At 47.4% G+C, this 22620-nt stretch carries 21 protein-coding genes; 15 read left to right on the forward strand and 6 right to left on the reverse strand.

The annotated features are described in order from the left end of the window. The first annotated feature begins 19 nt into the window (after positions 1-19). Entirely contained in the window at positions 20-169 is a 150-nt protein-coding gene (locus tag JCM15548_RS26455; protein ID WP_227626001.1) for a T9SS type A sorting domain-containing protein, read from the forward strand. 97 nt (positions 170-266) lie between these two features. Here JCM15548_RS26455 and JCM15548_RS17730 read toward each other — a convergent pair whose 3' ends face one another. The 3 genes from JCM15548_RS17730 to JCM15548_RS17745 form a co-directional block, all read right to left on the reverse strand. Further along, positions 267-1145 carry a hypothetical protein gene (locus JCM15548_RS17730; protein ID WP_062128155.1) on the reverse strand — a complete coding sequence of 293 codons (879 nt, stop codon included), beginning with the start codon at positions 1143-1145 and terminating at the stop codon, positions 267-269. A gap of 291 nt (positions 1146-1436) precedes the next feature. Beyond that, a complete protein-coding gene (locus JCM15548_RS17740; RefSeq protein WP_062128159.1) occupies positions 1437-1733 on the reverse strand; it encodes a PqqD family protein in 297 nt (98 codons plus the stop codon). A gap of 57 nt (positions 1734-1790) precedes the next feature. After that, positions 1791-6254 (reverse strand): translocation/assembly module TamB domain-containing protein, encoded by a 4464-nt coding sequence (locus JCM15548_RS17745; protein WP_062128161.1) that lies wholly within the window; start codon positions 6252-6254, stop codon positions 1791-1793. Between the two features lie 158 nt (positions 6255-6412). On the opposite strand from JCM15548_RS17745, the gene tsaD reads away from it, so the two are divergent. The 6 genes from tsaD to JCM15548_RS17775 all read left to right on the forward strand — a co-directional run bounded on the left by tsaD (position 6413) and on the right by JCM15548_RS17775 (position 10629). After that, positions 6413-7348: a tRNA (adenosine(37)-N6)-threonylcarbamoyltransferase complex transferase subunit TsaD gene (tsaD, locus tag JCM15548_RS17750; protein ID WP_227626000.1), complete on the forward strand. Its 936-nt coding sequence runs from the start codon at positions 6413-6415 to the stop codon at positions 7346-7348. A 400-nt stretch (positions 7349-7748) separates the two neighbouring features. Continuing rightward, positions 7749-8057, forward strand: coding sequence for a nucleotidyltransferase family protein (locus JCM15548_RS17755; RefSeq protein WP_062128162.1), 309 nt, complete (start codon positions 7749-7751; stop codon positions 8055-8057). After that, positions 8047-8385, forward strand: coding sequence for a HepT-like ribonuclease domain-containing protein (locus JCM15548_RS17760; RefSeq protein WP_062128165.1), 339 nt, complete (start codon positions 8047-8049; stop codon positions 8383-8385). The genes JCM15548_RS17755 and JCM15548_RS17760 overlap by 11 nt, the downstream gene beginning before the upstream one ends. 222 nt (positions 8386-8607) lie before the next feature. Then, positions 8608-9306 (forward strand): MotA/TolQ/ExbB proton channel family protein, encoded by a 699-nt coding sequence (locus tag JCM15548_RS17765; protein WP_062128167.1) that lies wholly within the window; start codon positions 8608-8610, stop codon positions 9304-9306. An 11-nt stretch (positions 9307-9317) separates the two neighbouring features. Further along, positions 9318-9710 (forward strand): ExbD/TolR family protein, encoded by a 393-nt coding sequence (locus tag JCM15548_RS17770; RefSeq protein ID WP_083985231.1) that lies wholly within the window; start codon positions 9318-9320, stop codon positions 9708-9710. A 1-nt stretch (position 9711) separates the two neighbouring features. Then, positions 9712-10629 (forward strand): energy transducer TonB family protein, encoded by a 918-nt coding sequence (locus JCM15548_RS17775; RefSeq protein WP_062128170.1) that lies wholly within the window; start codon positions 9712-9714, stop codon positions 10627-10629. A gap of 344 nt (positions 10630-10973) precedes the next feature. Here JCM15548_RS17775 and JCM15548_RS17780 read toward each other — a convergent pair whose 3' ends face one another. The 3 genes from JCM15548_RS17780 to JCM15548_RS25815 form a co-directional block, all read right to left on the reverse strand. Further along, positions 10974-12305 (reverse strand): serine hydrolase domain-containing protein, encoded by a 1332-nt coding sequence (locus JCM15548_RS17780; RefSeq protein WP_062128172.1) that lies wholly within the window; start codon positions 12303-12305, stop codon positions 10974-10976. An 857-nt stretch (positions 12306-13162) separates the two neighbouring features. After that, a complete protein-coding gene (gene pheT, locus JCM15548_RS17785) occupies positions 13163-15385 on the reverse strand; it encodes a phenylalanine--tRNA ligase subunit beta (RefSeq protein ID WP_262487133.1) in 2223 nt (740 codons plus the stop codon). Then, positions 15322-15615, reverse strand: a complete 294-nt coding sequence (locus JCM15548_RS25815; RefSeq protein WP_262487134.1) for a hypothetical protein — start codon at positions 15613-15615, stop codon at positions 15322-15324. The genes pheT and JCM15548_RS25815 overlap by 64 nt, the downstream gene beginning before the upstream one ends. A 187-nt stretch (positions 15616-15802) precedes the next feature. On the opposite strand from JCM15548_RS25815, the gene surE reads away from it, so the two are divergent. The 8 genes from surE to dnaN all read left to right on the forward strand — a co-directional run bounded on the left by surE (position 15803) and on the right by dnaN (position 22205). Then, positions 15803-16609, forward strand: coding sequence for a 5'/3'-nucleotidase SurE (surE, locus tag JCM15548_RS17790; protein WP_062128174.1), 807 nt, complete (start codon positions 15803-15805; stop codon positions 16607-16609). A gap of 13 nt (positions 16610-16622) precedes the next feature. Continuing rightward, entirely contained in the window at positions 16623-16916 is a 294-nt protein-coding gene (locus JCM15548_RS17795) for a hypothetical protein (RefSeq protein WP_062128176.1), read from the forward strand. Positions 16917-16932: 16 nt separating this feature from the next. After that, a complete protein-coding gene (lpxB, locus tag JCM15548_RS17800) occupies positions 16933-17826 on the forward strand; it encodes a lipid-A-disaccharide synthase (protein ID WP_262487135.1) in 894 nt (297 codons plus the stop codon). Beyond that, complete coding sequence (locus JCM15548_RS25820) at positions 17823-18065, forward strand: glycosyltransferase family protein (RefSeq protein WP_262487136.1); 243 nt, start codon at positions 17823-17825, stop codon at positions 18063-18065. The genes lpxB and JCM15548_RS25820 overlap by 4 nt, the downstream gene beginning before the upstream one ends. 325 nt (positions 18066-18390) lie before the next feature. Then, on the forward strand, positions 18391-19122 hold the full coding sequence (gene gldF / locus JCM15548_RS17805) for a gliding motility-associated ABC transporter permease subunit GldF (RefSeq protein ID WP_062128178.1): 732 nt from the start codon (positions 18391-18393) through the stop codon (positions 19120-19122). 52 nt (positions 19123-19174) lie between these two features. Beyond that, complete coding sequence (gene gldG / locus JCM15548_RS17810; RefSeq protein WP_062128180.1) at positions 19175-20752, forward strand: gliding motility-associated ABC transporter substrate-binding protein GldG; 1578 nt, start codon at positions 19175-19177, stop codon at positions 20750-20752. Next, positions 20731-20877 carry a hypothetical protein gene (locus tag JCM15548_RS21790; protein WP_157482922.1) on the forward strand — a complete coding sequence of 49 codons (147 nt, stop codon included), beginning with the start codon at positions 20731-20733 and terminating at the stop codon, positions 20875-20877. The genes gldG and JCM15548_RS21790 overlap by 22 nt, the downstream gene beginning before the upstream one ends. Positions 20878-21077: 200 nt before the next feature. Next, positions 21078-22205 carry a DNA polymerase III subunit beta gene (gene dnaN, locus JCM15548_RS17815; protein ID WP_062128182.1) on the forward strand — a complete coding sequence of 376 codons (1128 nt, stop codon included), beginning with the start codon at positions 21078-21080 and terminating at the stop codon, positions 22203-22205. Positions 22206-22620: the final 415 nt, after the last annotated feature.

The raw sequence follows: 22620 nt of genomic DNA on the forward strand, positions 1-22620 counted from the left end.
AGGACATGGGACAGTAGAAATTTACACCATCGAAGGACGCAAAATATCGGAAGTGCCCGCTCGCAGTAGTCGCACCCTGATTCTATTGCCTGACGAGCGCGGTGTTTATATCATCCGTGCTAAGTTTGGTAATCAAGTGAAGAGTGAACGGGTGATAGGGGGTATGTAATAGCTTCTAATAGGTCCGGCATGCCGGCTGCAAGATAAAAAATGGCGAATTTCACATCGGTGAAATTCGCCATTTTTTTGTCTTGATATGAATGGGGTTAATCCATCGATCGGATAAGTTCTACGATCTCACTATCTGGTTTAAAGCCACAATCGTAAATGGTTGTTTTTGAAGTAAAATCAATCACTCTGTCCAGATGTTGGGCCGTCATCTCTTTGTTACTAAAGTGTTGGATGCAATTGCTCATGAGGCGCATGGTGGCATGGATGCCTGTGATTTTTTGCAATTCGTTGACGGGTGATTGGCGAATAAGAAAGGATTTATGGACAGGCGCCATCAATGATTGTTGCGAATACCATATCATCGGCGTACTTAGCATGTACCATTGGTCATTCATTTTGTGCAGCCATAAGCGGTCATCATTGATCACAGAGGAACCGGCTTTTTCCCATAACTTGGCCATGGTCGATTTTCCTGTGCCCGACACAGCAGAAAAGAGGTATCCTTTATTCCTGTCTTCCAGTCCGGAGGCATGTATTAAAAAGCCCCCACTAAGGTGCGCTAAATAGACTATGAGTAGGGAGCCCAATGGTTGTACCATCGGGTCTGTTTGTACACTTAAAATGCCGGGTAGAGGGATGAAATGAACTTGAATGCTTCTCGAATCCGGGTTTAAAAGCGCAATGATGTGTTGGAACTGCTCATCTGTGAAAAAGTCGATTTTTATGCCTATAAGTTGGTCCTTCTGGAGTATATGCCAATTATAGGGCATTTGGTCCGGGTCGTACGATTCGCCCGTTAATACATGATTAAACTCAGATAAGTGATGCGGATTTTCGCTCAGCGCGTAATGACCCTTAAAATGGAGGGATGTTGGAATTAAAGGACTTGTGAAGTGCCTGGAAGGAAAAAGAGGTAAATCCACAGTAGAATCGTGAGTGATGGATATTTTTACCGGTCCAAGGTATAGGTTCATGCCATGCGCTTATGTTGTTTTTTTAGATCTTTACCTTTCAAATGGCGTACCTGCAGACCTATATGATTCTGATCCATAGTCTACGTCAGTGGAGGATTTGTAAGGGTTTTGGGGTGCATTTGGCGTCTCAGGATCATCAATAGGAGGATCAGTAGGTTCCGTCGGAGGTGGGGTATACATCGCAATGCTAATCTCACGATCAATCATCACCTCCTCAATGACCGGTTTGGCGTAGCTTTTTTTGATTATATGTTGGTTGTTGTGCTTCATTAATTCGTATTGAACCGCGGTTTAGGCAATTTGTTCAATTATTTGTTTGTCAAGGGCTTCGGCGATGAAGTTTTGAAGATCATGCTGAAGCACTGTGGTTTCTACGTCGAATTGGTCTAAAAGTTTCGTGGTGACCTCTTTGAGGGAGGTTTGACCATCGAGGGCTTCCATGATGGCGGTGCCGGTCTCGTTGAGGGTCAGCACTCGGGTCATGTCGGCCACACTGTTGACCAGTGGGACGATAACCATTTCATCGCCTACTTTTCGGGTGACAAAGTTATTATTTTTTACCTGAAATATGGCGTCTGTTTTGTACACTGTTTTTATATACCTTTTTACAGCCCACAAAGATGCAAATAATTGGCCAATTACCGCTCATTGAGGGATCAAGGAATGCTTTTTTTTGATGAAGCTTAAGTTTTTTTTTGTGAAACCGCTTTGCTTTATGACATTGTACTTACTCATCCTCCCGTTTGCCGGCGAGGGCGTTCCAGTATTTTTTGAGGAGTTCGCGGAAGTCGTTGAATTCTTCTTTGAAGGAGAGGCCGATGCCTGGGTGGTGGGGGAGGTTTCGTAGATGAGGTCTTCGTTGGAGCGGGTATAGGCGCGGGCGCGAAGGGTGCCGCTGGGGTTGAGCTTGACGTCCATGTCAAAGTCGCCGACCATTTTACTGGTGTTGGCCTGGTACTTTCCGTAGCCGACGTTGCCGTTGATGGTGACGCGGTTGTTGAAGACCTGGGTGGAAAGGGCCAGCTCAAATTCTTCACTGGTGATGTTGTCACTTGGCCGATAGGCAAAACCTACATCTACGTCGTTGCTGATGGTGGAGAACCAGCGGCTGATTTGGGAGGAGAGCATTTCGGTGGTGGTGACCAGAGCGGCGTTTTCGGAACGGCCGTTGCTGTTGCCGCTCATGCGTAAATGCTCGGGGGTATAAAAGCGGTTTAGCAGCAACAGGGAGAGTACCTGGCGGTTGAGTTCTTCCTCGGATGAGATGTAGTCCAGTACGAGGGCTTCCCGACTCTCATCGAGCGTGGGCATTTCCAGTCCGAACCGGATGGAGGGCTGTTGCAGCATGTCGCCCAATATAAGATTGGTGTGAATCAGTACACGGCGCTGCAGGTCTTGCGAGGAGCCGGTTTCGCTGCCCATGACCGGATCGATGAGATCGCTCAGGGAGGCGCGTAGCTTGTAAACGGCGGTGATGTCGATTTCGGCATTGTAGGGACTGCCCTGCCATTTGACGGTGCCGCCCTGGTTGATGTCGAAGCGCTTGTTGATGAGGTTCTGCAGGGAAAAGAGGTATTCTCCCTGTTGAATGGTATAATCGCCAAAGAAGCGGATGTTACCCTGCCGGTCGATACGGATCTGGATGTTTCCGGCCCCGGTACTTTTGAGGATATCACCAATGCGCTCGTCGAAAATGATTTGCACTTCGGCATCCGGAGTTACTTCGATGTCCATATCGACTTTGGCACCTGTCAGGTCAATGCTGTATTCGGGATTGGGCGTGTTGTCCAGTCGTAATTGGGTGTTGCCCTGATCCTTGTTCACAAAGCGAATGAAATTGCTCTCGAGGGCTGTTTCCGGCGATTCGATGGGGATGAAAAAGCGGGTGTTGGGCCGCGTTCGTCCGGTAATGGCCAGGTTCACATTGTCGGTGTTGCCGGTGACCGTCATAAAGCCTGTGGCAATCACTGTCCCGTAATAGAGGGGATTGTCCTGCAAGCGGGTGTCCAGCATCACCATGTTGTTGGCATCGAGGCGCAGGTTGAAGAGCATCTCTTTGAATTTGCCATTGTGGTAGATGGAGCCCCTGAATTGGCCTTTTTTATTCAGCCGGTCGGTGACCGTCATATCCCGGAAACGCATTTCGTTGGGATAGAAAATGACCGAATCGGTCAGCTGGTAGGTGGAGTTGAGCAAGCCCACGTCAAAGCGACCATCGTTCAATTTAACCCGGCCTGTGAGGTAGGGCTGGGTGATGGGACCTTTCAGAAACATGCGTCCCGAAGCGGTGCCGGTAAGGTCTTGCAGCACTTTTTGAATCATGGGGTTGAGAAAGGCCACGTCCAGACTGTCGACTTCAAACTGAAAATCGACATTTTGTGTTTTGGGATGGAACAGACCGGAGCCTTGCAAGGGCTCATGGGAAGCATCTTTAAGATTGGTGTTGACCACCAGGGCATCCAGCTCCCTGTCCCAGTTACTGTTGACCGAAAAGGTGCCGTAGGGCACCTGGTTGAACATGAACTGCTCTATTTGTACATTGCTCGTCAGCAGCGGCTCGCGATAATAGTTACTCAATGCAAGTTCTCCATTAATGGTACCCCCGAACGAAACATTGGCTAAGTCGTTGCCGCTCAGAAATTGATTGATGTTCATCCGGTTAAAAACCAATTTGAGGCCATCCTCGTTCTTTCGGTGCAAAAAGCCGTTGAGCATGATGAATTGCCCATCGTGTTCAATCCGGAAATTCTGCACACTCATGCCTTGCGCATGAAGGTTCAGTTGCGATTGGTTGATTTGCCAGGTGGTATCGGAAACAATAACCTTGGAGGGCAGCAGGTCGATTTTGGTATGTCGGTTGTCGTCCTCATCTCTGCTGAATTCGGTGGTGGAGTAGAGGGCTCCGCTGTTGGTAATCAGGTCCCAGTTGTTCCAGAACAGATTGGTGGTAAGCGTGTCGTTGGCGGCGGTCTGGTGGATGGAAAAATTAAGAAGATCCACAAATTTGCCAAACTGGATTTTTCCGGCACGGGTCACCATCTTAAGGCCGGTGCCATTGTTGGTGGTGGCATTCAGCTCCAGCTCCTCGGTGTGCAGGTTATTCAAATTAAAATGGTCCAGTGATACATCTAAGCTGAGTTCAGGCGGCTCCGACCGGAAATGGCCGCGAATGTGGCCCTCATCGGCGATGTCCAGATTGGGGACAAAGACGGCTGCCAACTGCTGTACCTTTTTTAGTTGAAGGTTGAATTGAAAATCGTTGGAAGTGGTGGTGAGCGTAGGAGCATCCTCAGCCACATAAGAGGGCAGATAGTGTTCCATAAAGCCCAGAAAGGTGCGCCTGAAATGCCTGAAAAGGTATTTTCCGGTGACCTCTCCATCGGCAAAGGCCGAATGGAGCGAAAGTCTTTTTAGATCCCCTTCACGGACAGCCCTGACCGTTATTGAATCGAAATCAATGGAGGCCGAAGGTGTGTATAGAAGGCCCTCCTTCAGGATGATTTCCCCGACCAGATCATCGAGATTGTCGCCCTCAAAGTTGGTTTCGAGCAGGACGGACAGAATCCCTTCTTCCAAATTGGGGAGGAGATTGAGCCGGTCGAGCTGCGCATTACTGATGGCTGCCATAAAGTCGAAGTGGGGCACTGTGCCCGACATATCTACCTTCCCGATGAAGTCCAACGCCCCGTTGGGGTCGTTGAGTCGCACACTTCCATCAAATTTCTGATGGGTGAGCAGGCCCTGTATCGATATGTTGCTGTAAACATACTGGTTAAATTCCATGGATTCCACGTTGCCATCGAGGATGATGAAGTAGTCGGTGTGACTGCTTCGGCTGCCACTGATCTCCATGTCGAGTGATACCTTGCCCATGGAACGCTCCGCATTGATGAGCCTTCCGAGGTTGAAGTCGGTGGTGTTGAGCAATCCGCCAAACATGAATTTTTTGTCATCATCTATTTTAATACCAATATCCGTGCTGATGTTGCCGAGGTTGGAGGTGAAGGAGCCGTAGGCGACGAGACTGTTGATAAAGCCGGTGATGTTTCCCTTGTAGCGAATGGTTTCCAATTCATTGAACGATTCGGGGATGACCGGGTTGTCGCCGGCAATGAGCAGCTCCAGATCGGGAATCGTTGTCTCCAACGCATCGATATCCATGTAAAGAAAGGTCTCATTGAAATTTGACATCCCGCTGATGTCAAAGGAAGAGCGAAAATGGGTGTTGTTGCCGAAGGAGGCACTGATTTCGCGTCCTTTCATGTTATCCAGAGAGCCATAAATGAGTCCGGACAGGGTGATGGGACTCTCCAGAGCCGGAAAGCGGTCGTAGTAATAGCGTATGTCCTCGGGTGCAATAATCAGCCGGTTGATTCTTCCGGTAAAAGGCATGTCATAGCCTGAGGTTTCGTCGGGAACACCAATGGGCAACTCAATGGCTTCAAAGTCGAACAAGGAGCGGGCCGTTCGGAAAGACAGATTGTCGATGACAATCTTGTCGTCTTCGAGGTAACCCATACTCTTAAAGCCTTCAATCCGCAATCCCGAAGCTTCCTGTACCGAAAATTCGGAGACTTCAAAGACCAGGGGTTCATTCACCTTGGAAGTACGGTCAATGGACAGGTTTAAACCGGTAAACAATAGCTGGTCGGTCAATATGCCCGGGTTGTCCAATATGGGGTGTTTCAACTGTACGCGGCCATCCTGAATGGCCATGCCCCGCATGGAATACGCCCATTCTACGGTGTCGGGACGGTTCTTTCCCAAAGAATCCAGTATAAAGGCGAAATTCATGTGCTGGCCCGACTGGTACATGTTGACCATGGGTTGGTTGAAGCGTACTTTGCCCAGGTAAAGGTGCTTGTGTCGCATCGAAAAGCGGTCAATGCCGGCTCTTACATTTTCTGCGTAAAAAAGGGTATCTTTCTGCTGGTCGCGCACCAAAAACTGGTTCAGTCGGATGCTACCAAAGGGGGTAATGCTTACGCGGTCAATGCTGATTTCTGCGTTGATGTCGGCCGACAAGCGGTTGGTGACGATGCGCACCACACCGGTCTGCACAGCAGGAATCATCAGGACAAGAGAGGTCAGTAATGGCACTCCTGCCATTACTATCAATGCAATTATTAATATTTTGTGCGTTTTTTTGATAATTTTGTCGTTTTGAATCCCTTGTCATCCGGCCGGGCCCTTATTTCACAAAAATAAGCAACTTAAACCGAAGGTGCAGCCTGTTGAATAGGTAAATAGCAAAAAAAATATACACTATGTCAACCATCATTCTGGGTATTGAATCGTCTTGTGACGATACCTCTGCTTCAATCATCAAAAATAGTACCATTTTAAGCAATGTGGTTGCGGGTCAATCGGTACATGAAGATTATGGAGGGGTGGTTCCGGAACTGGCCTCGCGTGCGCATCAGCAAAATATTATACCGGTGGTTCATAAGGCCTTGAAGGATGCCGGCGTTAAGGCGGATGAAGTGGATGCGGTGGCATTTACACGTGGGCCCGGTTTAATGGGGTCGCTGCTGGTGGGGGCTTCCTTTGCCAAAGGCTTTGCCTTGGCACGTCGCATCCCGCTGATTGAAGTGGATCACCTTCAGGCACACGTACTGGCGCATTTTATTCAGGAGCCCGACAGTTTAAAGGCGGTGCCCTCTTTTCCATTTTTGTGCCTGCTGGTTTCTGGTGGTAACAGTCAGATCATTCTGGTGAAGAGCCATTTGGAAATGGAGATCATTGGTCAGACCATCGACGATGCGGCCGGTGAGGCTTTTGATAAGTGTGCGAAGGTGATGGGGCTGCCCTATCCGGGTGGACCGCTGGTTGATAAGTATGCGCAGGAGGGGAATGCGGATGCTTTTCAGTTCAGTAAACCACGCATTGCGGATTATAACTACAGTTTTAGCGGATTGAAAACGTCTTTTTTATATTTTTTGAGGGATCAGATGAAGGTGGATCTTGATTTTATCCAGAATAACACGGCTGATTTGTGTGCTTCGTTGCAGCGGACGATTGTGGAAATTCTGATGGAGAAGTTGATGAAAGCGTCGAAGGAGACGGGCATCCGGGAGGTAGCCCTGGCCGGTGGGGTGTCGGCCAACAGCGGGCTGCGCAGTGCGCTGGCGGCATGGTGGAAAAGCGGGGCTGGAAGACTTATATTCCAAAGTTGTCTTATACCACCGACAATGCGGCCATGATTGCGATTACGGGGTATTACAAGTTTTTGAAGGGTGAGTTTGCGGGGCAGGATGCGGTGCCGTATGCGAGAGGGAAATAGGGGAAAGGGTAGATAGGGTTGATGGGGTAGGAAGGGTGAGAAGGGTGGAGAGGCGAAGCGTAGCGTAGTCAAGCGAAGCGGGATCGTTAGGTTAAGAGGCGGAGAGGGTGGATTGGGTTGATGGGGTGAGAAGGGTTGAGAAGGGTTGAGAGGCGGAGTGAAACGGAGTCCCGCGGAGCGGGAGCGAGAGGGTAGGAAGGGTTAAGGGGGTTAATTGCCGGGATTTGCGGAATGGTATTTGTATAGGGGTTGTGGAAAAATGGTATAATGGTTTTAAATGAAGTCTGCTTTAAATTGATTATTTTTGAAAGAAAAGAATAATGCAAGCAATTCTGACAAATAAAAAAGACGATTTAATACGTATATGTCAACAACTCAAGATTAAAAGACTATATGTGTTTGGCTCTGCTGTGTCTGGAGAATTCCGAGAGGATAGTGACCTTGATTTTTTGATTTCTTTTCTGGACGATTTATCTGCTGAAGATTACGCTGACAATTATTTTGCACTTCATTATAAACTCCGAGAGATTTTTAACCGGGATATAGACATCGTTACTGAACGAACGCTTTCTAATCCCTACTTCATTGAGAGCGTTAACGAAACAAAATCGTTGATCTATGAAGCGTGAAATAAAGAAATATTTATATGACGTTAAAATCTCAATAGAGTCTATTGACGAGTATCTCGGTGGAAAGCGAGATTTTTTTGAATACCAGAATAACAAATTATTGCGCAGAGCAATTGAAAGGGAGCTTGAAATAATTGGAGAAGCAATGAATCGAGCCTTAAAACTCGATCCTGATATTGAAATTCAGCATGCAAGACAAATTGTGGACACCAGGAATTGGGTCATTCATGGCTATGATAAAGTGGATGATGTGGTAATTTGGGCAATTATATCAAAGCACTTACCGGCGCTGAAGATAGAAATTGACGAATTTCTCGAGAAAGAATAAAAATGGCCATAATAATTAGCTCTTGTCTAAAACCTTAAAACTTAGGGGCAATGACTTTAATCCCTTGATGTTAAATGTTTCTTTTTAGGTCGTTATTAAGCAGGGATGGTAGGTAGGGTATTGGGTTTGGAATTGAGATTTAAATTTCAGGAAGAGTGGTGAATGGGTCAGGCATTTTTTTTAAATTAGCACATTATAAAATAACCAAAATAAAAGTCGATTATGAATCCTTTTTTGTTGATACAGGCAGCCGGACAAGCTCTGGGGGAAGAAGTGGAAGGTGAAGAGGCGGTAGAGCAAAGCATTAATTTAATTGAGTTGATGCTGAAGGGGGGCTGGATTATGCTCCCGCTGGCGGTGCTGTCGATTATTGCTGTGTATATTTTTGTGGAGCGTTATCTGGCGCTTAAAAGGGCATCCATTGAGGATACCACCTTTATGAATCGCATCAAGGATTACATCCACGATGGGAAAATTGACTCGGCTTTGGCACTGTGTCGCTCCAACAATCATCCCATCTCCCGCATGATTGAGAAAGGGGTTTCACGTATTGGCCGACCTTTGAGCGATGTGAGCACAGCCATTGAAAATGTGGGCAATCTGGAGGTCTCCAGAATGGAAAAGGGTTTGCCGACTTTAGCTACTGTGGCCGGGGGAGCACCGATGATTGGATTTCTTGGTACAGTAATTGGTATGATTAAATCGTTTTGGGAAATGTCCAATGCAGGTAATAATATTATGGTAGATCAGCTGGCTGGCGGTATTTATACGGCTTTGGTGACGACCGTAACCGGTCTCATCGTTGGTATTATCGCCTATTTTGCCTACAACATACTGGTGGCACGTGTCGAAAAAGTCGTTTTCAAAATGGAAGCGCGTACCATGGAGTTTATGGATATTTTGAATGAACCGGCCCGCTAAAACATAGAACAATGGCATTAAAATCTCGAAGTAAAATCAACGCTACATTCAGCATGTCGTCCATGACGGATATAGTGTTTTTGTTGCTTATCTTTTTTATGATTACTTCTACATTGGTCAATCCCAATGCCATCAAGTTGTTGTTGCCGCAAAGTCGCCAGCAGGCGGCTGCCAAGCCATTGACAACGGTCTCCATAACCCGTGATCTCAACTATTATGTGGAGACACGGCGGGTCAGTTTTAATCAGATTGAATCGGCCTTGCGTGAGCGGGTAGGCAATGAAACGGATGTGTATATTTCACTGAATGTGGATGAGAACGTTCCTATGAAGGAGGTGGTGAAAGTTATGAATATTGCCAAGAACAACAATTATAAAATGATTCTGGCTACCAGAGCAAGGTGATATGGAAGAAAAGCGCAGCGATAAAAGGTATGGTGTAATTGGTACGACTGTTTTTCATGTGGTACTGTTGTTGTTGCTCATGATTTTGGGCTTGAGCAGCGTTCCCCAGGAAGAGGAGGGTATTATTGTGGCCTTGGGTGACTCGCCCACTGGTATGGGACCAGCGGTGCCTTCGCGCACGGCGCCTGTGGCCCGACCGACACCACCAACCCCTGTGCGTCCCACACCCACCACACCGCCGCCTACATCAACGCCTGAGCCTTCGCGGGAAAAGGTGATGACGCAGGACATAGAGGAAGCGCCGACCATTTCGCCGGAGGAGAAGGCGCGTCAGGAAGCTGAAAAAAGGCGCATCGAAGAAGAACGTCAACGACAGGCAGAGGCGGAACGTGAGCGAAGGCTCGAAGCGGAACGTCAGCGTCAGGAAGAACTGGAGCGACAGCGACAGTTGGAAGAGGAACGCCGCAAGCGTGAAGAGCAGGAGCGACAAGCTGCTGCGGCCCGTAATGCCGTGAGTGGTGCTTTTAGCAATTCGGGCTCCACCTCCCCATCCTCTGGAGAAACCGCTGGTAGCGGTTCACAGGGTGCATTGACGGGAGATCCCAATTCCAGCAGCAGGACCGGAACGGGCAGAGGCGCCTCCGGGAATTCCTTCGATTTATCGGGCAGAAGTCTCTCCGGCTCATTGCCACAGCCTGCTTATAATATTCAGGAGGAGGGCATTGTGGTGGTAGAAATTACGGTTGACAAAACGGGCGTGGTGACCAATGCTCAGCCTATTTTAAGAGGCTCCACTACCCAGAATTCCTACTTGTGGAACGAGGCCAGAAAAGCGGCCCTGAGGGCGCGTTTCAATCCCGATGCCAATGCACCCGCTTACCAAAAGGGAACGATAACCTATCATTTTGTATTGAATTAATTTTCAGTTTTTATTTTTTCTGTTTTGCAAGTGTCGTTGCAAACGACAGGTGAAGATTTGACGAAGTTAAAAACTTCGCCAAGCAGCCAATTTCTTTGTGCTTGGTATTCTTTTCAAATACGCCGGTGAACCATCGTCAAAGTGGCGGACCGATTGTTGAAGCATGAAAGAAGAAACAGAGCCGTTTCAAAGTTACTTTGAAACGGCTCTGTTTTTATTTATATCCATTGCGCTCCTTCAATGGTTGAGAGCAAGTGGGACGTGCGTCTAATTGTCTTCGGCAAAGCCCGGACGCTCGAACCATTGGGTGAGTGTTTTTCCGTAGGTGGAGGTTTATCAGATGATTATTGTTTAATCATCTGATAAACCTTGCTTAAATAGGGGGGATATAGTGGTTCATGCCGCGCCATATTCATATAAAACAAAGCAATCATATCGTTTTCAGGGTCAATAATGTAGGCTGTTCCAAACATTCCTCCCCAGGCATAGGCCGCATCGGATACCTCAGGCACCGGCTTTTTGTCCTTGTTGTACAGTTCAAAGCCCAGTCCGAATTGAAAACCCTTTCCACCTGCATTTTTTTCAGGCAGTTGGTTAATCGTCGTCATCTGTTCAATGGTTTGTGCTTTTAAAATACGGTTGCCGTTGAATTCGCCCTTGTTCAGAAGCATCTGGCAAAATTTGGCGTAATCTTCAATGGGGCCATTTAATCCAATGGCGCCTTCGCAATAAGTCTGCTGGGTACTAACGGTTCCCTCACTGTAGATATTGGTGGCTGGCTTCAGTTTCCCATCCGTTGCGCTATAAGCTTTCACGAATCTGCTCAGCTTTTCCGGTTCGTAATACCAATCGGTGTCGTCCATTCCCAGCGGATGAAGCACATTTTCTTTGACGTATTCTCTTAGGGACTGGCCGGAAATGAGTTCAATGAGGTAGGCCAACATGTTGGTGCTGATATGGTAATTCCATTCCGTTCCCGGGTCAAAACCCAAAGGATACTTCACCAATTCCAGCATTTCTTCCTCTAAGTATTTGGCTGCGTAGTTACCTCCGCCCGTGTGCTGTCCGGCGGGCGTTTGGTCCGGTATCATACCGCCAAAACCGGCTGGTGCGTCTCCGTCTTTTCTTTCGGCCCGACGGATGTCGCCGACCAATCCGGCATTGAGTCCCGAAGAGTGGGACATCAGATGCGCAAAGGTCATGGGCTCAGTCACCGGACGGGTTTCATAGCTGCCATCGTCATTTACTTTGGTGACCACCTGATTGGGGATGGCCGGAAAATAATCCGACACCGGATCATCTACTTTAACCAGACCTTTTTCCACCAAGGTCATGAACGCAACGGTCGTCACCGCTTTTGTTTGAGAAAACAATACATAATAATCATCCACGGTGGCCGGGATTTTATTTTCGACATCCTTCCATCCAAAGGCCTTGTTGTAAATTACCTGTCCCCCTTTGGCCACAAAGGCCGTTACACCGTTGAGCTTTTTTTGATCGACATAAGACCCGAGCAAGGAATCCACCGCAGCTATCTGCGCTTCATCGATGTTTAATGCCGAAGGGTCCACATTATAGGTGAATTGGTCCGGGGTGTCCGAACCCTCTTTGGTAGTATTGCATCCCGAGAATAACATCATCAGGTATACGGCAGTTGCCACTAAAATTTTATTCATCTTCCTAATTATTGGTTTATTTATTGAAATGTGTCTGCTAACTTAAGGAGAAATGCCCTTCCAATGCAACACATATCAGACAAAAACAGAAAATAAAACACCCCATCCCGCTTCGCAGGTACCGATACTCGGTATGCCACTCCGTTTCCACTCCATTTTCACTTCGAATTCGCCCATTCCTACCCCATCAACCCTTCCAACCCCATCTACCCTTCCCACCCCCTCTGTTAACAAATTGTTAAAACCCTTCCCACCCTTTGACGACCTATTCAGATGTACTTATATTTGACCTGAAAGATGTTCTTTAACATGATTTTAGTCATTGACCGGGGACGGCTTTTGGGTGTAAATTAATTGTAATATTGGACGATCGAAAAAATTGAGTTAATGTTCTGTTTACAATTTTTTAGAATCAAACAAATGAACAAAAAAATTCAATTTTGGAAAGGGTATCCAGTTGAGGCTTTCCGAATTTAATTTTTAAAAGTCAATATAGGCCTGGTTAAAAAGAGTTAAAACGCATTGCACTCTGAAAGCTTTTTGATAAACTTGCATAAGAATTTGATAGGCGTACTTGACAATAAGATAAAGTTCTTTTAAAGATTTGGATTTTGGGTTAGGGTAAAGAGTGAAAAGAGAGGTGTTTTTTCGCCTCTCTTTTTAAACCAAATCAATCTTTAATTGTTTTACATATAGAATTAGGTTTTTCATAATTTTGGGTTAGGGTTAAGGTTAGAAATGGGAGCACCAAACGAGGTGGTCCCATTTCTTATTTAAAAAAATCCCGGTCAGTCTGCAGAGACTGCCGGGATTTTTTGATGAATGATATCATCCTTGTTTGGGAAGTGGCCAGCTGCTTATCCGCGCAGTTTGGCCCCTAACTCACGCTCGAAGGCGGCTGTCAGGCTTTTCATGATTTTATCAATTTGCTTGTCGGTCAATGTCTTGGTGGTATCCTCCAAGACAAAGGTAACGGCGTAGGATTTTTTATCGGCGCCCAGTTTTTCTCCTTCGTAGACATCAAACAATGAGATGCTTTTCAGCAATTTCTTTTCTGTTTTGCGGGCGATGGCTTCAATGGCTGAGAATTGAACATTCTGGTCAAGCAACAGCGCCAAATCCCTTTTGACTTCGGGGAAGCGCGACAGTTCGGTGTAAAGCACTTCTTGTCGGGCAGCTATCTTAACCAGCGCATCCCAGTTCAGTTCCGCAAAGAAAACGGCCTCGTCAATGTCGAACTGCTTTAACAGTTTAGTGCTGACCATGCCAACGGTCATGACCTGGTTGTTGGCCACGGCGTATTGGAGTCCTTCTTTTAACAGGTCGGCCTCAATGCCATTGGTCTGCCACTGTCTGCCGGTAATTCCCAGTCGCTGCAAGATGTTTTCCGCATGGGTTTTGATATCGGCAAACGACACTTTTTGAGCGGGCGAATTCCAATTGGCAGGCACTTTGGTGCCTGTCATAAACAGCGCCAGTCTCTGATCCTCTTTATAGCTCTTTTGCACCGATTTGTCCGCCCCTTCCTTCAACATGTAGCAATTGCCCATCTCGAACAATTTCAAGTCGGGATGCTGCCGGTTGCGGTTGTGACGGATCGACTCCAGACCCCCAAACAACAAGGTCTGACGCATGCCATTCAAATCACTGCTCAAAGGATTGGCCAGTTCTACGGTCTGCGATGCCGGAAATTGGGTGGACGACTCATAATAAGCGGCCTTGGTCAGTGAGTTACACATGATTTCCTGAAAGCCGGCACCCAGTAATTGCTCGGCCATAATATTGCGCAGCTGATGCTGGTCGGGACGCGGCGAATAGACAATGGTGGAGTTAACTTTGGAAGACATCTCCACATTGTTGTAGCCGTAAACCCGGAGTATTTCTTCAATGACATCTGCTTCGCGCTGCACATCTACCCGATAGGGAGGCACGGCGACTTTGAGCCCTTCTTCGTTTTCGCTCAGCAGGCGAATGTCCAGTGCCTGCAAAATGTTTTTGATTAAGCCTTGCTCCAGGTTTTTACCGATGAGGCGCTGTATGTTTTTCCAGAGGATATCCACCTCAAAATCCGCCACCGGTCGAGGATAAATATCCACAATGTCGCTCGATATTTCACCACCCGCCAATTCTTTAATCAGTAGGGCGGCTCTTTTAAGGGCGTAGATGGTCATGTTGGGATCCGTTCCCCGCTCAAAGCGGAAGGAGGCATCGGTGAACAGGATGTGTCTGCGGGAAGTTTGTCGGACAAACACCGGATTGAAACAGGCACTTTCCAAAAACAGTTTGCTTGTTTTTTCAGTCACCCCACTTTTACTGCCCCCAAAAACACCAGCGATGCACATGCCTTCTTTTTCATTGCAGATCATCAGGTCGTCGGCATGCAATTCACGCTCCTTTTCATCCAGGGTGATGAATTTGGTGCCGGCGGCCCGGGTTTTAACCACCACATGGTTACCGGCTATCTGGTCGCCGTCAAAGGCATGCAGCGGTTGTCCGCATTCATGCAGTACAAAATTGGTAATGTCCACCACATTGTTGATGGGCGTCATGCCTATGCTGAGCAGTTTGTTTTTTAGCCAGTCGGGCGACTCCTTAACGGTAATGCCACTGATGGTGAGGCCGCTGTATCGGGGACAGGCTTCTTCGTTTTCAACCGTCACTTTTACGGGGTAGTTGTTGTTGTCGCTTTGAAAGGCTTCCACCGAAGGCCAGTTGACTTTTACCTCCGGCTGCGAGAGCTGTAAGGAGGCGGCCAGATCTCTGGCGACTCCCAGATGGGAGGCGGCATCGATGCGGTTGGGGGTCAGGTCCACTTCCAGAACGGTATCGTTTTCAATGTTGAAATAGTCTGCTGCGGGTGTGCCGACTTTAACTTCTGCTGGCAGGACCATGATGCCATCGTGACTGGCGCCCAGACCGATTTCGTCTTCAGCACAGATCATGCCTTCGGATTTCTGACCGCGTATTTTGGCTTTTTTAATGACGAAGGAATCATCACCACTGTATAAGGTTGTGCCTACAGTGGCCACAACCACTTTTTGTCCGGCCGCCACATTGGGCGCACCACAGACAATGGGCAAGGCTCATCACTGCCAATATCGACGGTCGTTACGCTCAGCTTGTCGGCATCGGGATGTTTTTCGCAGGTCAATACTTCTCCGATAACCAATCCTCTAAGACCGCCTTTGACCGTTTCTACCTCTTCTATGCTGCCCACTTCCAAGCCCAAAGAAGTCAGTATTTCCGCAATTTCGTGAGGTTTTTTATCCGTATTGATGTAATCCTTTAGCCAATTGTATGAAATGTCCATGCCTTAATATCTTGTTGGTTGTGTAATAATTTAACGGAATGTAAACAGAATGGCAAAAATAATGATTTTGAGCAGACCAAGCTATTTTTAAGACGGGCAATTTTGTAGTTTTTAGCCGGTGTCCCAAGAGGTATCATTGTGGTTTGTCGGTTAATCGCTATCTTTGATAATTGATAAAAATGAAGTTATGGAAAAAATAAAATCAAATCACCGACCGATGATTTTGGTGACGAATGATGATGGGGTAGACGCTAAGGGACTTAAGTCTCTGGTGGAAGCCGTGCGCCCCTTTGGTGATGTGGTGGTTGTGGGGTCTGATCAGGCCATGTCGGGCATGTCGCATGCCATTACGGTAAAAGTGCCTTTACATTTGACAAAAATTCACGAGGAAGAGGGCTTGCACATATTCAGAACCAATGGCACGCCGGCCGACTGTGTGAAACTGGCCTTGCATGTTCTGTTTGAAAAGAAGCCGGATTATGTGGTTTCCGGAATCAATCATGGAACGAACAGCTCGGTCAGTATGCATTACTCCGGTACTGTGGGAGGTGCAAGGGAAGGCGTTTTGAATGGCATTCCGTCGATGGGCTTTTCTTTGTTGGAGTATTCACCCGATGCAGATTTTTCCACGGCCATTGAGTATGCGCGCGCCATTTTTAATCATGTGGTCAACCATGGTATGGATGAAGGGATTTACTACAATGTGAATATTCCTGCCGGTAAAGATATTAAGGGTGTTAAGCTGTGTCAGCAATCTAAAGGTCGCTGGGTGGAGGAATTCGAGGAGCGGATTGACCCCAGGGGGAGAAACTATTTTTGGCTGACCGGTCATTTTGAAAATCATGAGGTCGCCAACCTCGAGACCGATGAATGGGCGCTGAATAACGGTTATGTGTCAGTGGTTCCTTGTACCATAGATGCGACCCACAGGCCTTCTTTGGAGGTGCTCAGGGCACAAGATCTTGAGAAAATTGCCCATTCTCATTTAGTCTAGAAAAGCGATGCAGATGAAATGGCTTGACCGGCAGGTGACCGGCTTGGTGGTGGGATTATTGGTTCCTTTACTGATATCCGTCCTTATTTATAAATTCAGGTTTGCAAGTGCCGGCGATTTTACTTCTTTTTTGAAGGCCTTGATGGCCGTTGAGAGCTTGGGAAAATTGTTGAGCCTGAGTGTGATGCCTAATTTACTGTTCTTTTTTCTGGGCATTTGGAGCAACCGGCTGTATGCAGCCCGAGGGGTGCTCATTGCCACCGTCTTATATGGAATGTTGGCGGTGGTGCTCTTTTTAATCAGATAATGCTAATTACCTACGAATGAAGTATTACATCATTGCCGGTGAGGCCTCGGGAGATTTACATGCATCCAACTTAATGCGGGCATTAAAGAAGTACGATGCCATGGCGCATTTTCGGTTTTGGGGCGGTGATTTAATGGCGGCTGAGGGGGGACAGATGGTGAAGCATTACCGGGAAACGGCTTACATGGGCCTATTTGAAGTGCTGATGAACTTGCGGGCGATTTTTCGTAATTTTAAATGGTGCGAAAAAGATGTTTTGGCCTACCAACCCGATGTGGTCATCCTGGTTGATTATCCCGGCTTTAATCTGCGGATGGCTAAGTTTGCCAAGCTACAGGGTTTTAAGACCTTTTATTACATTGCTCCAAAAATATGGGCCTGGAATACCCGAAGGGCCTTGAAAATAAAGAAATATGTGGATAAGGTCTTTACGATTTTGCCTTTTGAAACCGATTTTTATGCCCGCTTTAATGTGCCGGTGGTTTATTCAGGGAATCCTTTAATGGATGCCATTGATAACCGACCCCATAAGGAGGAGGGGAGGCAAGCCTTTACGCAGCGCATTGGCTTGCCCGATAAGCCCATCATTGCCCTTTTGGCCGGCAGTCGCAGGCAGGAAATTGACCGGCTTTTGCCGGACATGATGGAGATGATTCCTCACTTTCCGGACTTTCAGTTTGTCATTGCAGGTGCCCCTTCTTTTTCAATGGCGGATTATGAACCCTACTTGTCGGGCAAAGACCGTTTATCGGTGGTCTTTGGTCAGACCTACAACCTTTTGGAGAATGCCCATGTGGCGCTGGTTACATCGGGAACGGCCACTTTGGAGGCCGGCCTTCTGAAATGCCCTCAGGTGGTCTGTTACAAAATGTGGGGGGTGGATTTACCGATTTTATGGCCAAAAAGGTGATCATTAAAGTACCCTATATCTCTCTGGTGAATTTGATCATGAACAGGGAAGTGGTGAAAGAATTGTTTCAAAGCAGTTTTTCACTGAATGCTTTAAAGGAGGAGCTTTCTCTTTTGTGTTATGATGAAGCTTACCGTCAAAAAATGCTGAAGGGCTATGAGGATTTGGGCTATGTGGTAGGCGGGCCGGGAAGCAGTGAGCGGACGGCACAGAGGATGGTGGAGGGGGTAGGTTATTAGGTTGAGAGGGTTGAGAGGGTCGAGAGGGTATGAAGGGTAGGTGGGGTTGATAGGGTGGTTAGGTTATTAGGTCAATAGGTTATTAGGTCGAGAGGCGGTTAGGTTATTAGGTCGAGAGGCGGAGTGAAACGGAGTCCCGCGGAGCGGGATCGATAGGTTAATAGGTTGAGAGGGTTGGAAGGGTTGATAGGGTGGTTAGGTCATTAGGTCGAGAGGGTATTAGGTTATTAGGTTAAAAGGGTTGATGGGGCATTGGATCATTAGGTTATTAGGTTGATGGGGGAGGTTGGGGAAGTGATTTTTTTGTGAAATAAATTTTTAGGATATGTTGGCACTTTGGAAGAAGGAGGTCATGGCTTTTTTTAGCTCGCTTACCGGTTATTTGGTGGCGGGGGTTTTTCTGGTGATTACGGCGCTTTTTTTGTGGTTTATTCCGGGAAACATGAATATTCCTTTGGGGGGATATGCCACTTTGGATGCCTTGTTTTGGATAGCGCCCTGGATTTACCTTTTTTTGGTACCGGCCATTACCATGCGGCTGTTGGCGGATGAGTTACGCGGGGGTACCATTGAGTTGTTGCTGACCAATCCCATAACCTACTGGCAGGTGGTGGGGGCCAAATATCTGGCAGGTGTAACGCTGGTGGTGATTTCTTTGCTTCCAACGCTGCTGTATTTTCTTTCGGTGCATTTTTTGGCCCAGCCGGTCGGGAATCTGGATCATGGTGCCATTTGGGGGTCGTATATTGGGTTGGTCCTGCTGGCGGCGGTTTATGCGGCTATCGGACTCTTTACTTCATCGCTCACCGATAACCAGATTGTGGCTTTTTTGATGGCTGTTGTGTTGTGTTACTTTTTTTATGATGGCTTTGCGGCACTGGCTTCGCTTTCGGGACTGGGTGCTGTGAGTGGCGTCCTGGTGTCCATGGGCATAGATGAGCATTACCAATCGATCAGTCGGGGAGTCATCGATTCGCGGGATCTGATTTATTTTGGAGGTGTTATTGCTTTCTTTTTGGTGCTGACCAAGACGGTGCTGGGCAGCAGAAGGTGGTAGGTGATCTTTCAGTTAAAAAAACGAACTTGTAACGAGCAAAGGGATATTTCTGATGGCACAAAATGATACGAAAAAAAAGGATTTGATACAACTGGCGGCTTTCCTGGCGCTTATTGTGCTGGCTGGTTGGTTGTCGGCCAACTGGTTTTTTAGAATTGACCTCACGGCTGAAAAACGTTATACGCTGGCGCCTATTACCCGCGACTTTCTGCGAAACATGGAGTCGGATGTCATGGTTAAGGTCTATTTGGATGGCGAATTGAATGTCGGTTTTCAGAAATTGGCGCGTGCCACGCGTGAGGCGCTGGATGAATTCAGAATTATTTCACGGGGTAAATTTCACTATGAGTTTGTGGATCCTATGGAGGATTCTGAGGCTCGTCAGGAGCTGGAGAAAATGGAACTCAAGCCCGTTCCGGTTTTTGAATCTTCGGCCGACGGCCGGAAGATTCAGTCGAACGTCTACCCCTATGCCTTATTCAATGTGGATGGCTATGATTTGCCCGTCAATCTTTTGGAAAATTTACCCGGATTGTCCGGGGCCGAGAATCTCAACATCTCCATGGAGGGCCTGGAATATAAAATCACCGATGTTATTCGCCGCCTGATTTCTGATGAGGTGCCGGCCATTGCCTTTTTGGAAGGACAGGGGCAGCTCGATGAACTGGATGTTTTTGATATCAGTGAGGCTTTGTCTTATTACTACCAGGTGGACCGGGGCAGTCTGACTGAGGATCCTTACATTCTGGATAATTACAAGGCTTTAATCATTGCCAAACCGAGCAGTCAGTTTTCGGAGCGGGATAAGTTTATCGTGGATCAGTACATCATGCGTGGTGGTCGGGTCCTGTGGCTGGTAGATGCCGTTCAGGTAACGCTGGATAGTTTGCGGACTTCTACGCAGACGGTGGGCCTGGCCACTGATTTGGCGCTGAACGATCAGCTTTTTAGATATGGGGTTCGCATCAATCCCGAATTGGTGCAGGATGTGCAGGCAGCCATGATTCCCGTGAATGTATCAACGCCGGGTGAACAGCCTCAGCTGGTACCCGTGCCCTGGATGTTTAATCCTTTGCTGAACACCAATCGGGAGCATCCGGTTACCCGAAACATCAATATTGTAAAAGGTGAGTTTGTCAGCAGCATTGATACAGTAGGTTCACCAGCCGGCATTCAACGGGAGGTTCTGCTGCGTACCGGACGCCATTCCCGCCGCTTGCCGGTGCCGGTTTTTATTTCGCTGGCCATGGTCAATGAGCAGCCCGATCGTGCCGAGTTCCCCCATTCCTACGTACCGGTGGCTGTCTCTTTGTCGGGAGAATTTCCTTCCGTATATGCCAACCGCCCCATTCCTCCCGGCGTGAACATCTCACCTTCCGAGGTGCGCCATCAGAGTGAGCCGACCCGAATGATTGTGGTGGCCGACGGGGATGTTATTCGAAATGATGTGCGAATGCGTCATGGGGGTTCACCCCAACCCATGCCTTTGGGATTTGATGAGGTGGGAAATCAGAATTTTGGCAATAAGGATTTTATTCTGAATGCGATACATTATTTGGCCGACGATGAAGCTGGATGGCCTTACGCACCCGCAACTACCAGTTGCGGATGCTGGACCGTGAAAAATTAGCCAATGACATTGTCTTTTGGCAATGGCTCAACCTGTTGGCGCCGGTACTATTTCTTGTGCTCATCGGACTGGTTTTTACGTTATGGCGCAAGATGAAGTATGGCAGGGAAGCATCCCGTGATTGATGTTTGGCAGTCGGGGTGCTTTTTGAAAAATAAAATTTGAAATGATTTATCGTTAATTGTCTGATATTTCATATATTTGAGAGTTGCGAATGTGAATACAGCCGAGGGGCCGTATTCCCAGATTCCTAGTCATATAGCTGCACTGGTCATATCGCTGCATCAGAGTTAAAAAGCAAATAACTAAATTAAATAAGAAACGAATGAAGTTTGTTGTATCCAGTTCCGAGCTGCTGTCGCACTTGCAGGCTATCAGCAGGGCCATATCTTCCAAAAGCCAGTATCCCGTTCTTGATTGTTTTCTCATTGATTTGAGCGGCACCACCCTGAGCATGACTGCATCTGACCTGGAAGTTACCATGACTACAACCATGGAAACGGAAAGTACCGATGGTGATGGAAAAGTGGCACTTCCTTCCAAGATGCTGCTTGAAATTTTGAAGAAATTACCTGAGCAGCCCCTGACCTTTGAAATAGCTTTGGATAACCTCGCTGTGGATATTGTCTCAGAGAAGGGAAAGTACAATTTTGTGGGACAGCCTGCAGAAGATTATCCTACGCTTCCGGTTGTGGAAGAGGATAAAGCCAGCAAGCTTCAGGTGCCTGCTTCCTTGCTGCTGACAGGCATCACCAAAACGCTTTTTGCGACGGCCGACGATGAATTGCGTCCGGTAATGAACGGCATTCTTTTCGAATTTTCACCCGAAAATTTGACGTTTGTGGCTTCCGACTCCCACAAATTGGTACGCTACCAGCGCCTGGATGCCAAGAGTGATTTTGAGGCCTCCTTTATCTTACCCAAAAAGCCAGCTGCTTTGCTTAAAAATGTTTTGCCGCGCGAGGCCGGTGATGTCATGGTGGAGTTCGACAATAAAAACGCTTTCTTCAATCTGCCCAATTATAAGTTGGTGTGTCGTTTGGTGGAAGGCAACTACCCCAGCTACAATGCGGTTATTCCTCAGGAGAATCCCAATAAGGCGGTGATCGACCGGGTGGATTTGGCCAATACTTTGGGACGGGTTTCCATCTTTTCAAGCCAGTCGTCCAACCTCGTCAAACTGCATTTAAGCAATGACGAAATGGTGGTTTCTGCGCAGGATATTGACTTTTCCGTTTCCGCTTTTGAAAAGCTGAAATGTCAATACGATGGCGATGAACTCGAAATCGGTTTCAAATCGGTTTTCCTGTCCGATATCCTTGAAAACATCTCCTCGGGTGATATCATCATTGAAATGTCAGACCCTTCCCGGGCAGCCATTGTTTTGCCTTTTGAAAAGAATGAAAACGAAGAGGAGTTGATGCTGCTTATGCCGATGATGATCAACGCCTAAAGGTCCCTAAAGGTCTTTGTCATAAAGCGTCATTTGCGGTCCCGGAAAATGGAAATTAGCTGTTATGCTTGTCTTTTTGCAAACTGAGACAGGGGTTAAAATTCGGATGGCTTTTGATTAATGAGTAGCACTTACAGACAAAAATGTAGTCAGAAGACTGCAGGTAAAGATCCGACGAAGTCAAAGACTTCGCCGAGCACCAAATTGTAAGACCTCGTCGAGCATCAAAATATAAGACTTCGCCGAGCATCAGAGCCCAATCAGGCTGATGACCGGCGAAGTTTTTTTTCTTCCGATCGATGAGTTTTTTTCTTTAGTCCGGCGTGATTTTTCAACGATCCCTCTTAGCCTCTTGACCTAACAACCTAATAACCTGTCAACCCATCCCACCCCATCTACCCTCTCAGCCTAATGG

Origin of the sequence: Geofilum rubicundum JCM 15548, assembly GCF_000974365.1 — a bacterium.
Lineage (GTDB): Bacteria > Bacteroidota > Bacteroidia > Bacteroidales > Marinilabiliaceae > Geofilum > Geofilum rubicundum.